General features: G+C 64.4%; 14 protein-coding genes. 7 read left to right on the top strand and 7 right to left on the bottom strand.

The features are described from left to right. The first annotated feature begins 24 nt into the window (after window positions 1-24). Window positions 25-840 carry a sulfotransferase family protein gene (locus tag JQ603_RS09590; RefSeq protein WP_212338702.1) on the top strand — a complete coding sequence of 272 codons (816 nt, stop codon included), beginning with the start codon at window positions 25-27 and terminating at the stop codon, window positions 838-840. A 258-nt stretch (window positions 841-1,098) separates the two neighbouring features. Beyond that, entirely contained in the window at window positions 1,099-2,094 is a 996-nt protein-coding gene (dusA, locus tag JQ603_RS09595) for a tRNA dihydrouridine(20/20a) synthase DusA (protein ID WP_212338704.1), read from the top strand. Between the two features lie 61 nt (window positions 2,095-2,155). Here dusA and JQ603_RS09600 read toward each other — a convergent pair whose 3' ends face one another. Further along, window positions 2,156-2,824 carry an outer membrane protein gene (locus JQ603_RS09600; protein ID WP_212338706.1) on the bottom strand — a complete coding sequence of 223 codons (669 nt, stop codon included), beginning with the start codon at window positions 2,822-2,824 and terminating at the stop codon, window positions 2,156-2,158. Window positions 2,825-2,948: 124 nt separating this feature from the next. Further along, window positions 2,949-3,863 (bottom strand): polysaccharide deacetylase family protein, encoded by a 915-nt coding sequence (locus tag JQ603_RS09605; RefSeq protein WP_212338709.1) that lies wholly within the window; start codon window positions 3,861-3,863, stop codon window positions 2,949-2,951. A 188-nt stretch (window positions 3,864-4,051) separates the two neighbouring features. On the opposite strand from JQ603_RS09605, the gene speB reads away from it, so the two are divergent. Continuing rightward, complete coding sequence (speB, locus tag JQ603_RS09610) at window positions 4,052-5,014, top strand: agmatinase (RefSeq protein WP_212338712.1); 963 nt, start codon at window positions 4,052-4,054, stop codon at window positions 5,012-5,014. A gap of 4 nt (window positions 5,015-5,018) precedes the next feature. On the opposite strand, the gene JQ603_RS09615 is transcribed toward speB, so the two are convergent. The 5 genes from JQ603_RS09615 to JQ603_RS09635 form a co-directional block, all read right to left on the bottom strand. After that, a complete protein-coding gene (locus JQ603_RS09615; RefSeq protein WP_212338719.1) occupies window positions 5,019-5,573 on the bottom strand; it encodes a TIGR02281 family clan AA aspartic protease in 555 nt (184 codons plus the stop codon). 31 nt (window positions 5,574-5,604) lie between these two features. Continuing rightward, window positions 5,605-5,808, bottom strand: a complete 204-nt coding sequence (locus tag JQ603_RS09620; protein WP_212338721.1) for a DUF1289 domain-containing protein — start codon at window positions 5,806-5,808, stop codon at window positions 5,605-5,607. Between the two features lie 44 nt (window positions 5,809-5,852). After that, on the bottom strand, window positions 5,853-7,448 hold the full coding sequence (locus JQ603_RS09625) for a sensor histidine kinase (protein WP_212338723.1): 1,596 nt from the start codon (window positions 7,446-7,448) through the stop codon (window positions 5,853-5,855). A gap of 138 nt (window positions 7,449-7,586) precedes the next feature. Further along, a complete protein-coding gene (gene nhaD, locus JQ603_RS09630) occupies window positions 7,587-8,864 on the bottom strand; it encodes a sodium:proton antiporter NhaD (RefSeq protein ID WP_212338726.1) in 1,278 nt (425 codons plus the stop codon). A 22-nt stretch (window positions 8,865-8,886) separates the two neighbouring features. Next, entirely contained in the window at window positions 8,887-9,759 is an 873-nt protein-coding gene (locus JQ603_RS09635; RefSeq protein ID WP_212338729.1) for an NAD(P)-dependent oxidoreductase, read from the bottom strand. Window positions 9,760-9,954: 195 nt separating this feature from the next. Between JQ603_RS09635 and JQ603_RS09640 the strand changes: the two genes are divergently transcribed. From JQ603_RS09640 to JQ603_RS09655, 4 genes are all read left to right on the top strand, one after another. Further along, on the top strand, window positions 9,955-10,404 hold the full coding sequence (locus JQ603_RS09640) for a VOC family protein (protein ID WP_245003531.1): 450 nt from the start codon (window positions 9,955-9,957) through the stop codon (window positions 10,402-10,404). A gap of 85 nt (window positions 10,405-10,489) precedes the next feature. Next, entirely contained in the window at window positions 10,490-11,632 is a 1,143-nt protein-coding gene (locus tag JQ603_RS09645) for an Mrp/NBP35 family ATP-binding protein (protein WP_212338732.1), read from the top strand. A 192-nt stretch (window positions 11,633-11,824) separates the two neighbouring features. Continuing rightward, entirely contained in the window at window positions 11,825-12,916 is a 1,092-nt protein-coding gene (locus tag JQ603_RS09650; RefSeq protein WP_212338735.1) for a TRAP transporter substrate-binding protein, read from the top strand. 428 nt (window positions 12,917-13,344) lie between these two features. Further along, window positions 13,345-13,701: a YunG family protein gene (locus JQ603_RS09655; protein ID WP_433996635.1), complete on the top strand. Its 357-nt coding sequence runs from the start codon at window positions 13,345-13,347 to the stop codon at window positions 13,699-13,701. Window positions 13,702-13,858 lie beyond the last annotated feature (157 nt).

A 13,858-nucleotide genomic window follows, 5' to 3' on the forward strand; every position in this document is an offset into this window, starting at 1 on the left:
ATCTCCGGTCAGGTTTGCAGGATCATGCAAGGCGATATCCATTTCATCTCTGGACTTCCGCGCGCGGGCTCGACGCTGCTGTCGGCCATATTGCGGCAGAACCCGCGATTTCGCGCCGGAATGACCGGCCCGGTCGGCTCGCTGGTCGACGGCATGCTGCGCAGCATGAGCATGAGCAACGAGACCGCGATCTTCATCACCGACGAGCAGCGCCGGGAGCTCGTCAAGGCGATCTTCTCGACCTACTACGCCGACCTGCCGAAGGGACATGTGGTGTTCGACACCAACCGCAATTGGTGCGCGCGGCTGCCACTGATCACCGAGCTGTTTCCGCGCGCCAAGGTGATCTGCTGCGTGCGCCACATCCCCTGGATCCTGGATTCGGTCGAACGGCTCATTCGCAAGAACAAGTATCAGCCGTCGGGCATCTTCAATTTCGAGCCGGGCGGCACGGTGTATTCGCGTGTCGAAGGGTTGGCGGCCCCCAACGGCATGGTCGGCTTTGCCTGGAATGCGCTACGCGAAGCTTTTTGCGGCGAGCAGACCGCGTGCCTGCTGGCGCTGACCTATGAGACGCTGACCAGCCAGCCGGAACGGGCGATCGCGGCGGTCTACGAGTTCATCGGCGAGAAGCCGTTCGCGCATGATTTCCAGAACATCGAGTTCGACGCCGAAGAGTTCGACCGCAGGATCGGTACGCCGGGTCTGCACAAGGTTGGTAAACGCGTGGAATCCCCGGGTCGCAAAACCGTGCTGCCGGGCGATCTCTGGCGCAAATACGAGAACGATGCGTTCTGGGGCGACCCCGCGCGCAACCCGAACCAGGTGAAGGTGATCTAGGGCAGGTACGAATACCTCGGATCAGGTTTCGCGTGGCGACGATACCTGCGATTGCGCTTTGCCCCCTATGGATACCGACGTTTTCTGATTCAGTACTTCCAAGACGAGAGAACACGAATCCTGCTCGCAACGCGATAGGCCAGAGCGTTGCGAAAATGTGTGCCGGCTCATAGCGCGGCAGTGCAAGGACGGCGTGCCGGATTTCTCAGTTTGGTTCGTCCCTTGCAGGATCGATTGGAGATGTAATATATCAATTAGATGAATGATTTACGCTGGAGATTTTCCACAGCGCCCATGATGGATTGGACCGACCGGCATTGCCGGGTGTTCCACCGTCACCTCACCCGACGGGCGCTTCTCTATACGGAGATGCTGACGACCGGCGCCGTCATCCACGGCGACCGGGACCGGCTGCTCGGGTTCGATGCGATCGAGCACCCGGTGGCGCTTCAGCTCGGCGGCTCGGATCCGCGCGAGCTCGCGCTGGCGGCGCGGATCGGCGAGGAGTTTGGCTATGACGAGATCAATCTCAATGTCGGTTGTCCGTCCGACCGCGTGAAGGACGGCCGCTTCGGCGCCTGCCTGATGGCGGAGCCGGAGCTCGTGGCGCGGTGCGTCGATGCGATGAAGCGTGCGGTTGCCGTTCCTGTCACGGTGAAGTGCCGCATCGGCATCGATGATCAGGATCCTGAAATGGCGCTCGATACGCTCGCGCGTGCGGTGGCTGCATCCGGCTGCGACGCGCTGATCGTGCATGCTCGAAAAGCCTGGCTCAATGGATTGTCGCCGAAGCAGAACCGCGACATCCCGCCGCTTGATTATGATCGCGTCTATCGTCTCAAGCGCGCGATGCCGGACGTGCCTATTATTATCAATGGCGGCGTCCCGGGCATCGACGAGGCGAAAACGCATCTCGAACATGTCGACGGTGTGATGCTCGGTCGGGCCGCCTATCAGGAGCCGTGGCGGCTGCTCTCTGTCGATGCCGAGATCTTCGGCGAGGCTGCGCCGCATGCGACAATGCAGGACGCATTCGAGGCGATGATGCCCTACATCGAGGAGCAACTCGCGCGCGGCACGCGGCTGCACGCCATCACGCGGCATTTCGTCGGCGCCTTCCACGCCGTTCCCGGCGCACGTGCGTTCCGCCGGCATCTCGCCGAGCAGGGTGTCAAGCCGGGCGCAGGTCTCGGCGTGCTGCGCGATGCGATCGCGCGCGTTGGTGCGCGCGTGCCGGCGGAGGCGGCTGCTTAACAGCGCCCATCATGAATAAGGAGCCGGATCGCAAGATCCGGCCCCGTCGTCGATCCGCAAATCAGCGGAACAGGTCGAAATGATAGTTCACGCCAACGCGGAACGTGTGGAATTTCGCAGCGTTCCAGTCCGGCAGATCGTCGTGTTTGACCTCGGTGTAGAGGTACTCGGCCTTGGCCGACCATTTGGGCAGGAACGCCCACTCGACACCGCCGCCGGCGGTCCAGCCCACTTTCATCTTGTTGATGGGGCCGTCCTTCAATTCGCCCGCGGCAAGACCCGCGGTCCCGAAGAACAACAGCCGTGAATCCATCGTGGCGATGCCGGCGCGGGCCCGGCCGGTCATGAACCAGGGAATGCTCACGGCGGCGCTGTTGAGGGCGTCGTGGTTCTTGATGTCTCCACCCTCGAAGTCGTTCTCGATGCCGACCACGAACATCGGCGAGAGCTGATAGTTGTAGCCGATCTGCACGCCACCGAAGGCGCCCTTGACCTTGCCGCCGCTCACGCCGACGAGGTTGTTGAAGGCATCGTCGCCGCTCTCGGCGTAGCCGGCGTTGAGGCCCGCATAGAGGCCCGTCCACGAATAGACCGGCTGCGGTGCCGTGTAGGCGGAAGAGGGCGCCGCATAGCGCGGCGAAAGGTCGGCAGCGCTGGCACTGCCCGCGGCGATCGTCGCGGCAAAGGGCAGGGCGCGCATCAGGCGACGTAAGGCGGCTCTGGCAGTCATTGGTCACATCTCCCACTTGGCCGCTTCCGGCGGGAAGCAGCGCTTGTCCAACCCCGATCCGGGAATGTCATCGTTATAAACCGACCAGGCGGTTTGTAAATGGCGGAAATGCCACACCCGCGATCTACCGCTGGCGTTGTGGAAAGATCCGGCCGACCGGTTCGGCATATTGCGGAAGGAGCTCAACGCGGGGCAGGTAATGTCCCTCGTCGACCTCGCGCCGGACATGCGCGGCGATCTCTTCCATCGGCGCGAACCAGACGTCGCCTTGCGCGACCATCCGTTCGAGGAAGCCGGCGAACACATGCCAGCGCGCGAGCCGTCCCGTCGCGAACGGATGCAGCGTGGGTATCCACAACCCGCCATAGGTGTAGGCCGCCTGGAACTCCTCGAGGAATGCCGCAAAGCCGTTACTGGGGCTGCGTATGGGCATGAAGTAGTCGAGGTCGAAGGATTGGACATATTGCGGCCAGTCATCGAGCCCCCAATGCGTCGGCAGCTCGATCAGCTCGCCGCCGTTCGCCCTGCTCTTGATGACATAGGGCACGTCATCGCCCATCAGCGAAGCATCGTAGGTGAAGCCGCGCGCCAGCAGCAGGTCCAGCGAGCGGTGCGAGAAATTGTACAGTGGCGCCCGCCAGCCACGCGGCGACTGTCCCGTCGCCTTGCGGATGATGTCGATGCCGAGGTCGAGCCAATGGGATTCCGCGTCCGGCGTCTGGTCGAGCGGGTTCTCGTGGATGTAGCTGTGATGCCCGATCTCGTGGCCGCCGGCGAGCATCGCCTCGATGGCGGCGGGATATTGCTCGATGCACCAGGCCGGAACGAAGAAGGTCTGCCTGATGCCGAGCTGCCGATAGGTCTCGACGATGCGCGGCACCGCGACGGTGGGGCCATAGCGCAGCATGGAGATGCCCGAGACGCGCTGATTGCCGTCACCGGGATGCTCGACATGGATCAGGCTGTCGGCATCCATGTCGAAGGTCAGGCAGCAGGCGCACTTGGCGCCGTCGGGCCAGCGGACGGGATTGGCGATCATTCGTGTGGTCTCCGGACTCCGCCTCCCGCGCAAGCGCGCGGCGGCAGCGGTTTCGGGGCCATGCATCGGGCGTGCCATCGCTCAATCGCGCGCTGATCGATGGTGCTGATCGCTACGGCGGAATCGTCATGTCAACTGGAACGGAATCTGCTTCTGCCAGAGCTGACAATTCGCCGATCGGAGGATACATGGCACACGGGTATGAGGGCGGCAGACTGGACCTGCCATTTGTCGGGCATTGTACCTTCGGCAAGCGGCCCGTCTGCCTCGAGTGGGACAAGCTCGACGCCGATGTCGCCGTGCTCGGCGTGCCCTTCGACATGGGCACGCAATACCGCTCCGGCGCGAGGTTCGGGCCGCGCGCGATCCGCGAAGCCTCGACGCTTTTCTCCTTCGGCCATGGCGGCGCCTATGATCACGAGGACGACATCACCTATCTGCCGCTCGACAAGGTGCGCATCGTCGATGTCGGGGACGTCGACATCGTCCACACCGACACGGCAAGGAGCCATGCCAACGCCGAAGCAGCCGTCCGGAAGATCCTCGAACGCGGCGCGCTGCCCGTGGTCCTCGGCGGCGATCACGCCGTCAACATTCCCTGCGTCAGGGCCTTCAGCGGCCATGGCCCGATCCATGTCGTCCAGATCGATGCGCATCTCGATTTCGTCGACGTGAGGCACGGCGTGCGCGAGGGCCATGGCAATCCCATGCGCCGCGCCGCCGAGCAGGACCATGTCACCGGCCTGACCCAGATCGGCATCCGCAACGTGTCGTCGACCGCCCGAGAAGGTTATGAGGATGCGCGCGCGCGCGGCTCGACCATCCTCTCGGTCCGCCAGGCACGCAAGCTCGGCGCCGAGGGCGTCCTGGACCGGATTCCGCACGGCGCCCGCTACTATGTGACGATCGACATCGACGGCTTCGATCCCTCGATCGCACCAGGGACGGGAACGCCGAGCCACGGCGGCTTTCAATATTACGATGTGATGGAGATCCTTCAGGGCCTGACGAAGCGAGGCGATGTCGTCGGGATCGACCTCGTTGAGGTCGCTCCCGCCTACGATCCTGCCGGCGTGACGAGCATTCTCGCGGCGCAGGTGCTAATGAACTTTCTCGGCTATATCTTCGAGGAGCGTTCGCGGCGATCGTGATGTCCTAGTCCACCGCCATGCGCGGGCGGCGGTGGCCGCTCTGCAGCTCGGGATAGCCGGTGAGCATCAGCTTGTCGGCGCGCACGCCCCAGCTCTCCAGGCGGTCGAGGAAGCTCATGCCGAGCAGATTGGTCTTCATCTGGCCGCGCTGCACGACGAGGGCCGGCACCGATTTCTCGACGAGATGGCCGACGGCGAGACGATCGAGCGTGAGCCGTGCCGCCTTGGTGTGGCCGCCTGCGGTCTCCAGGTCGACGTCGTATTCGAGCATTTCGAGCGGCAGCCCGATCGCTTTCGCCGTTTCCCAGGTCAGCACCACGGAGGTGGCGCCGGTGTCGATCACCATCGGTGCGGCGACGCCGTTGATCTTCGCGCGCAGCGCGAATTCGCCGCCCTGGCCGCGCGGGATCTGCACGGCGGGGGGCGGGGTGGCGGTCTGTCCGCGGAAGATGTGCGAGACCTTGTGGCTCGCGCGCGCGATCTGATCGGGGTCGCCGTAGGCGACGACGGCTCCCGCTGTGCCGGCGAGCATGACGAGGACGAGGAGGAAGCGGATCATCGCGCACCTCCGCCGCAACCGCTCAGGCCGGTCAGGTGCGTTTCGGAGATCCCGCGATCGGCTGCAAACCGGCGTCCGCCATGCGTGCCGGCAACAGTGCCATGACCGAGAGCCGTTCCGCGCTTTCCATGGCGTGCCAGCGCGCGATCTCCGGCAAGGTGCGGCCGCAGCCGAAGCACAGCTTGGTCCTGGGATCGATCATGCAGACGGCGACGCACGGCGTTTCTTTGCTCATTCGGACATAGTGGAGGATTGTCGGGCATGTCTGCAAGCATCTGGTTACGAGCCCGTGCCTGCGCTCATGATCGGCTTGTGGCGCGGCCGGCGTTTCTCGTCGGGGACGACGGACCCTTCGGGCTGCAGCGGCGGAGAATCGTCCGACAGCGGCGCCAGCGCGCTCATCACGCGCTCCGGCGGGAAGGTGACGATCACCTCGGTGCCGATGCGCAGCTTCGATTTCAGCGTGAATGTGCCGCCATGCAGGTCGATCAGGTTCTTGGCGATCGGCAGGCCGAGGCCGGCGCCCTGTTCGGCCGACTTGATCGAGTTGGAGCCCTGGCCGAAGGAGGCGAGCACGACCGGGATCTCGTCCTCCGGGATGCCCGAGCCGGTATCCTTCACCGAGAGATATTGTCCGCCCGACGCAGTCCAGCCGGCCTTGAGCCAGATCTCACCGCCTTGCGGGGTGAACTTGATCGAGTTGGAGAGCAGGTTGAGCACGACCTGGCGGATCGCGCGCTCGTCGGCCCAGAGCCGCGGCATGGCCTGCTCGAACACCTCGTGGATGGTGATGCCGCGGCTGGAGGCGCGCAGCTTCATCAAATGATGGCAGTCGGCGACGATGCCGACCAGCGACACCGCTTCCTCGTTGAGCTCGTAGCGGCCCGCCTCGATCCGCGACAGATCGAGGATCTCATTGATGAGGTTGAGCAGGTGCACGCCGGAATTATGGATGTCGGCCGAGTACTCCTTGTAGACCGGCACCGCATGCGCGCCGAAGATCTCGCTCTTCATCACCTCGGAGAAACCGAGGATGGCGTTCAGCGGCGTGCGCAGCTCGTGGCTCATCTGCGCGAGGAAGCGCGACTTGGCGACGTTGGCGGATTCGGCGCGGTGGCGCGCCTCGTCCGAGATCGCCTTGGCTTGTTCCAGCTCGCCGATCAGCGCGTCCTTCTCGGCCCGCGCTTCGAGCGTCGCGAAGGTCGAGGAGTGCAGGCGGTGCGCCAGCAGCACGAAATAGCCTTCGGCCGCAATCGCGAGCGCGGCCAGGATGTAATTGTCCAGCGAGCCGGTCATCGCGAAGCTCAGCGCCATCGCAACCGCGACCGGCGCGGTGGCGGCGAGGGCGGCGATCGGCAGGTTCGCGGCCAGCATGCTCGATACCGCGATCACCAGCAGCATCAGGAACATCATCAGCGTTTCCGTCACCATGTCGAGCACGGGATGGATCAGGATCGCCATCCAGCACAGGCCATAGAGCAGGTCGAGCACGACGAAGCGGGTGCGCCAGGCGCGCGTGGCCGCGGGCGAGGCGGGCTCGACCAGGAAACGCCGGCAGCTGCGGATCATCGCACCGTGGATGCAGAGCATGCCGGCGGTCCAGAGCGCGGCCGGGATCGGCTGCATCCACAGGCCGAAGAGTACGCCGGTCGCGACCACCAGCAGCATCACGACATAGGAGGCCGATAACCGCGTCTGGGCATATTGGCGCAGCATCTCGGCGTCGAAGGCCGGCCGGGTTCCGCTGGTCGACGTTAACTTATCGCGCGCCTCGCGCACCCGCTGCGCCGCAGCCCTTCGGCTGCTCGCCGATGGAGCGCTCACCGGCTCGGCCGGAAGCTGCACTACCTCAGGCTTTTCAGCGGGGTTACTCATCGAACAACAACGATTCCTGCCCGCGCCGGGCGCGGGCCTTCTGCATTCTCTATCTCTGGCAAGAAATCCTTAAGAGGTGACTTAAGGAGCTAAAGAATTACGTTAACCCGGCGTTAATTTTGGAGCCGGCCGGCACCGTCAATGCAGGGCCGCATGCTGGGCGATGTATACCACCGCGCCCGCCAGATAGCCCGCCAGCGCGGGGCCGGCGATGCGGCGGGCGTACCAGAGGAACTCGATCCGCTCGAGGCCCATGGCGGCAACCCCCGCGGCCGAGCCGATGATCAGGATCGAGCCGCCAGTGCCGGCGCAATAGGCGATGAACTCCCAGATGAAGCTGTCCGGCGGATAGTGCGCGAGGTCGTACATGCCCATGGTCGCGGCGACCAGCGGCACGTTGTCGATGACGGCGCTGAGCAGGCCAAGTACGATCACGATGACGTCCTGGCGGCCGATCGCGGTCTCCAGCCAGCGCGCCAGCATCGACAGCAGGCCGGCGTGCTCGAGGCAGGCGACCGCGAGCAGGATGCCGACGAAGAACACGATCGAGCTCATGTCGATCCGCGCCAGCGCGTGCACCAGCGTGAGAGGCTGGCGCACGTGCTCCTCCTTGTGGCGATGCACGATCTCGCCGACCAGCCAGAGCACGCCGAGCCCGAACAGGATGCCCATGAACGGCGCCAGGTGCGTGACCGCCTTGAAGGCCGGCACCGCGATCAGCGTGCCGAGTCCGAGATAGAACATCAGGTTGCGCTCGAACCGGTCGACGGCCAGCAGCCCGTTGTCCTTTGGCGGCGGTGCGATGGTCTTGCCTCGAAGTGAGAAGCTGATGAAGGCGAGCGGCACCAGCAGATTGAGCAGCGAGGGCAGGAACACCGCGCTCATGATCTTGAGCGGCGAGATCTGCCCGCCGATCCACAGCATGGTCGTGGTGACGTCGCCGATCACGGTCCAGGCGCCGCCGGCATTGGCGGCAATGACGATGAGGGAGGCGAACAGCAGGCGGTCGTCGCGGCGGGCGATCAGCTTCTGGATCAGCGAGATCATGACGATGGTGGTCGTCAGATTGTCCAGGATCGCGCTGAGGAAGAACGTGACGAAGCCGATCAGCCAGATCAGCGTGACCTGGCGCGTGGTGCGGATCAGGGAGGTGATGACCTCGAAGCCGTCATGGGCATCGATCACCTCGACGATCGTCATGGCGCCGATCAGGAAGAAGACGATCTGCGCGGTGGAGCCGACGGACTCGTCGAGCTGGCGGCTGACCAGCGCGTGGTCGCCGGTCGCGACCGCGTAGATCGTCCACAATAGCCCCGCGCCGAGCAGCGCTGTGGCGCTCTTGTTGACGCGAAGCGGGTGCTCGAGCGCGATCGCCGCATAGGCAAGAACGAAGATGGCGGCGATCGCGATCAGCAAGGTCGTTTCAGATCGTCAGGTATCAGCGATTGAGGCGCGCGAGCAGGCTCGACGTATCCCAGCGCTTGCCGCCCATCTTCTCGACCTCGGCGTAGAACTGATCGACCAGTGCGGTCACCGGCAGATTGGCGCCGTTGCGGCGGGCTTCGGCGAGCGCGATCGAGAGGTCCTTGCGCATCCATTCGACCGCGAAGCCGAAATCGTACTTGTTCTCGTTCATGGTCTTGTAGCGGTTCTCCATCTGCCAGGACTGCGCGGCGCCCTTGGAGATGGTCTCGATCACGGCGGCGACGTCGAGGCCGCTCTTCTTGGCGAAATGGATGCCTTCGGAGAGACCCTGGACGAGGCCTGCGATGCAGATCTGGTTGACCATCTTGGTCAGCTGACCCGAGCCGGCGGGCCCGAGCAGCTTGCACATCCGTGCATAGGCGCCCGTGATGATCGGCTCGACGCCGGCATAGACATCCTCGGCGCCGCCGCACATCACCGTCAGCACGCCGTTCTCGGCGCCGGCCTGGCCGCCTGACACGGGTGCGTCGATGAACTTGAAGCCGGCCTTGGTCGCAGCCGCATCGAGCTCGCGCGCGACCTCGGCGGAGGCGGTGGTGTGGTCGACGAAGGTTGCGCCCTTCTTCATGCCGGCGAACGCGCCATCGGCGCCGATCGTGACCGAGCGCAGGTCATTGTCGTTGCCGACGCAGCACATCACGAAATCCTGGCCCTCGGCGGCGGCCTTCGGGGTGGCCGCGGTCTTGCCGCCGAACTTGTCCGCCCATTCCTTCGCCTTGGCCGCGGTGCGGTTGTAGACGGTGACCTCATGGCCCCCTTTTTTCACGAGGTGTCCGGCCATGGGGAAGCCCATCACGCCGAGACCGAGGAAAGCGACTTTAGCCATTGTGGTACCTTGTCCGTAGTTTGGGTTTTACGGTTGTAGCCGGGCGGGGGGCGCCCAGGCGGCATCTTCGGGGTTCCGCCCTGGAGCGGATCGGGCGCACCATAAACCCTTAGGGGCGGAGGGCAACGGCTTCGTTTGGCGCCCTCCTGTGCTAGGATGGCGGACCTCAAGAACTTCAAAACAAGGGAGCGAAACATGGCATCGGGCTTGGGCGGCGTGAGCGTTGGCGTCCTCGATCATTTCAACATAAGGACCCGGAATCTGGCCGAGACGGTCCGCTTCTACGAGGATGTGCTGGGTCTGGAAAAAGGCCCCCGGCCGAATTTCGCCTTCCCGGGGGCCTGGATGTACAGCGAGGGCAAGGCGGTGGTGCACCTCGTCGATATTTCGCTGACCTCGGAGCCACAAAAGCCGGATTCCGGCGTTGTCCACCATGTCGCCTTCGTCAGTCGCGGGTTCGACGGCATGAAGCAGCGGCTGACGTCCAAGGGGATGAAGTTCGACTCCCGCCAGGTGCCCGGCGGCGACCTCTGGCAGATCTTCGTCCACGACCCCAACGGGGTCATGATCGAGCTGAACTACGAGGCGGCCCTGGAGCAGGGCGCCGCGCCCGCCGAGATGGCTGACGATATCGGCAGGCAGTAGCCTTTTGGTCGTTTCCGCTCTAATGGGGCATCCTGAAGCCTTGGGCCTGATCTGACGGGATCATGCCCCGTTTGGGAGATGCGCTTTGAGCGTGACGCAGCAACAGGTTCTCGACAGCCTCGCCCGGATCAAGTCGCCGCGCGGGGTTGCGCTCACCAATGCCAATGTGCTGAGCCCGATCAGCGCCTCCGACGGCAAGGTGTTCTTCTCGATCAATGTCGATGCCGCCGAGGCGCGGGCCTGGGAGCCTATCAGGGCCGAGGCCGAGGCCGCGGTGCGCAGCCTTCCCGGCGTCACCACCGTGATGGTGGCGCTGACCGCCGAACGCAAGGCGGGCTCGGCGCCTCCGCCGCCACCACAGCCGAGCCGCGGCGCGCCGGGCGTGCAGCCGATCCATGCCCACAAGCCGCCGCCGCAGGGCGGCGCCCAATCGCCGATGGCGCGGCAGTCGGAAATCCCCGGCGTCGCCGCGGTGATCGCGGTCGCCTCGGGCAAGGGCGGCGTCGGCAAGTCGACCACCGCGCTCAACCTCGCGCTCGGCCTGCGCGACCTCGGCCTCAAGGTCGGGCTGCTCGATGCCGACATCTACGGCCCCTCGGTGCCGCGGCTGACCGGCCTGCGCAACAAGCCGGAGCTGGACGGCGAGCGCAAGATGATTCCGCTGCGGCGCTTCGGCCTTGCCATCATGTCGATCGGCTTCCTGGTGGAAGAGGAGACCGCGATGATCTGGCGCGGGCCGATGGTGATGTCGGCGGTGACGCAGATGCTGCGCGACGTTGCATGGGGCCAGCTCGACGTGCTCGTGGTCGACATGCCGCCGGGCACCGGCGATGCCCAGCTCACGCTGGCGCAGAACGTGCCGCTGAAGGGCGCCGTGATCGTCTCGACGCCGCAGGACCTGTCCCTGATCGACGCCCGGCGCGGGCTTGCGATGTTCAGGAAGGTCAACGTGCCCGTGCTCGGGATCGTCGAGAACATGAGCTATTTCCAGTGTCCGCATTGTGGCACGAAATCCGACATCTTCGGCCATGGCGGGGCGCGGCACGAGGCCGAAAAGCTTGGAGTGCCGTTCCTCGGCGAGATCCCCCTCCACATGGCGATTCGCGCCACGTCGGACGCCGGCAATCCCGTCGTCGACAGCGAGCCGGACGGTCCCCATGCGGCGATCTACCGCGCCATTGCGGGCCAGGTCCGCGACCAGCTCAAGGGCGTCATCGCCGCGGCCTGAAGCAGGCGTCGGGGCATGCGACTTTCGTAGAGCCCCGTCATGCCATTGTCGCGTTCCGAAAGCGGCCCGTCCGTGTTAAAGGCCCACGGCAGTCAAGCCCCTTCGGTTCGACGCGGCCCGAACGCGTCGCCGGAATGAGCGGCGGCAAAAGAGAAGTTAAGGGGAAACGCCCCAGCAAGGAGAGACCTGAAGATGAAGCGTCGTGATTTTCTCAAAGTGTCGGCAGCAGGCGCGGCGGCGACCGCCGCGGTGGCCTCGCCGGCGATCGCGCAGTCCTCGCCCGAGATCAAGTGGCGCCTGACGTCGAGCTTCCCGAAGTCGCTCGACACCATCTATGGCGGCGGCGAGCAGCTGGCGAAGTACGTCGCCGAGATGACCGACAACAAGTTCCAGATCCAGGTGTTCGCCGCCGGCGAAGTCGTCCCCGGCCTCCAGGCGCTCGACGCGACCTCGAACGGCACGGTCGAGATGTGCCACACCGTCTCGTACTACTACGTCGGCAAGGACCCGACCTGGGCGATCTACGCCTCGGTGCCGTTCGGCCTCAACGCCCGCCAGCAGAACTCCTGGTGGTACCAGGGCGGTGGCCAGGAGCTCGGCAATGAGTTCTTCAAGAAGTCGAACGTGATCGGCTTCGCCTGCGGCAACACCGGCACCCAGATGGGCGGCTGGTTCCGCAAGGAGATCAAGACCGTCGCCGACCTCTCGGGCCTGAAGATGCGCATCGGCGGCATCGCCGGCCAGGTGCTGCAGAAGGTGGGCGTGGTGCCGCAGCAGCTCGCCGGCGGCGACATCTATCCGGCCCTTGAAAAGGGCACCATCGACGCCGCCGAGTGGGTCGGCCCCTACGATGACGAGAAGCTCGGCTTCGCCAAGGTTGCCAAGTACTACTATTATCCGGGTTTCTGGGAAGGCGGTCCGATGGTCCATGCCTTCACCAATCTGGAAAAGTGGAACTCGCTCCCGAAGAACTACCAGGCGATCCTCACCAACGCGGCGGCCAATGCCAACAGCTGGATGGCCGCGCGCTACGACATGCAGAATCCGGCGGCGCTGAAGCGTCTGGTTGCCGGCGGCACCCAGCTTCGTCCCTTCACCAACGAGGTGCTGGAAGCCTGTCTCAAGTCGACCAATGAATTGTGGGCGGAGACCTCGGCCAAGAACGCCGACTTCAAGAAGTCGATCGACGCCATGCAGGCTTACCGCTCCGACGAATATCTGTGGTGGCAGGTCGCCGAATACACCTACGACAGCTTCATGATCCGCTCGCGCACCCGCGGCTGATCGTTCGAGCTGGTCGCAAGACCGGAAAGCCCGGCCTCGAGAAGAGGCCGGGCTTTTTCTTTGCGGCGCGTCCGAAGGGCCAAACAAAAAAAATATCGAAAACAACCCCATGCACAGTAGAGGCGGGCTCAGGCCAGGTTGCTCAGTGGATGCGGCTAGTCGTCTGACATGTTAGGCAAATCAGCGGGACTGAGCAATTCTGGAGCAGCCGGCTCCGACGCGGCGCTTTTTGCCTGACGGTGACCGGATAGACGTCATCGTTTGGCGCGCCTCTGCCTCCCATCGTCATTGCGAGCGCAGCGAAGCAATCCAGAGTCCCTCCGCGGAAAGATACTGGATTGCTGGGGCCGTTTTGACTCGTCGGGCAAAACAGTGGTAGAAAGCGATAATCGAATAATCCGAAATTTGCCTCGGCGCTGATCCCGGCGATGACCATGTTCTTCGATCCCGATGAGATTCAACGCGCGTTGCGCAAGGCTTGGTCGCTGTCGACGGCCAGCCAATGGACGGCGGACAATCCGGCCGCGGGGCAATGCAACGTCACGTCACTGCTGATCCACGAACTCTTTGGCGGTGACTTGCTGAAGACGCCGCTGCCGGCAGGCGACCATTTCTATAATTGGATCGAAGGCAAGCGGCACGACTTCACGGCGAGCCAGTTCGATCAGCCGATCGTCTACATGGATTTGCCAACAAGTCGCGGCGACGCAGCGCGAGGGGCGACACACGAGGAGCTGGCTCAACTCAGAGCGGCATTTCGGGAGCACCACATCGAGTCAACCTAGAACAGCGGTTCGGGGATGACGCTAGCAGAGGGTGACGTGGCGCCACAGGCCTCCCAACCTGTTCGAGTGCTCGATACTTGATGCCTATCTCAACGTGAGTGCGGTACGTATTTTTTCGGTGTTCCTTTTGCGGAACGATCAGGCTATCGGAATCCTG

Source organism: Bradyrhizobium liaoningense, assembly GCF_018130825.1.
GTDB classification, from domain to species: Bacteria; Pseudomonadota; Alphaproteobacteria; order Rhizobiales; family Xanthobacteraceae; genus Bradyrhizobium; species Bradyrhizobium liaoningense_B.

Excerpts from the sequence above, each read along its gene's own strand:
- dusA (WP_212338704.1), top strand. The coding sequence starts at position 1,099 with ATGAATGATTTACGCTGGAGATTTTCCACAGCGCCCATGATGGATTGG.
- JQ603_RS09635 (WP_212338729.1), bottom strand. The coding sequence starts at position 9,759 with ATGGCTAAAGTCGCTTTCCTCGGTCTCGGCGTGATGGGCTTCCCCATG.
- JQ603_RS09615 (WP_212338719.1), bottom strand. The coding sequence starts at position 5,573 with ATGATCCGCTTCCTCCTCGTCCTCGTCATGCTCGCCGGCACAGCGGGA.
- JQ603_RS09620 (WP_212338721.1), bottom strand. The coding sequence starts at position 5,808 with ATGAGCAAAGAAACGCCGTGCGTCGCCGTCTGCATGATCGATCCCAGG.
- JQ603_RS09655 (WP_433996635.1), top strand. The coding sequence starts at position 13,345 with ATGACCATGTTCTTCGATCCCGATGAGATTCAACGCGCGTTGCGCAAG.
- JQ603_RS09625 (WP_212338723.1), bottom strand. The coding sequence starts at position 7,448 with ATGAGTAACCCCGCTGAAAAGCCTGAGGTAGTGCAGCTTCCGGCCGAG.
- JQ603_RS09600 (WP_212338706.1), bottom strand. The coding sequence starts at position 2,824 with ATGACTGCCAGAGCCGCCTTACGTCGCCTGATGCGCGCCCTGCCCTTT.
- speB (WP_212338712.1), top strand. The coding sequence starts at position 4,052 with ATGGCACACGGGTATGAGGGCGGCAGACTGGACCTGCCATTTGTCGGG.
- JQ603_RS09650 (WP_212338735.1), top strand. The coding sequence starts at position 11,825 with ATGAAGCGTCGTGATTTTCTCAAAGTGTCGGCAGCAGGCGCGGCGGCG.
- JQ603_RS09590 (WP_212338702.1), top strand. The coding sequence starts at position 25 with ATGCAAGGCGATATCCATTTCATCTCTGGACTTCCGCGCGCGGGCTCG.
- JQ603_RS09640 (WP_245003531.1), top strand. The coding sequence starts at position 9,955 with ATGGCATCGGGCTTGGGCGGCGTGAGCGTTGGCGTCCTCGATCATTTC.
- JQ603_RS09605 (WP_212338709.1), bottom strand. The coding sequence starts at position 3,863 with ATGATCGCCAATCCCGTCCGCTGGCCCGACGGCGCCAAGTGCGCCTGC.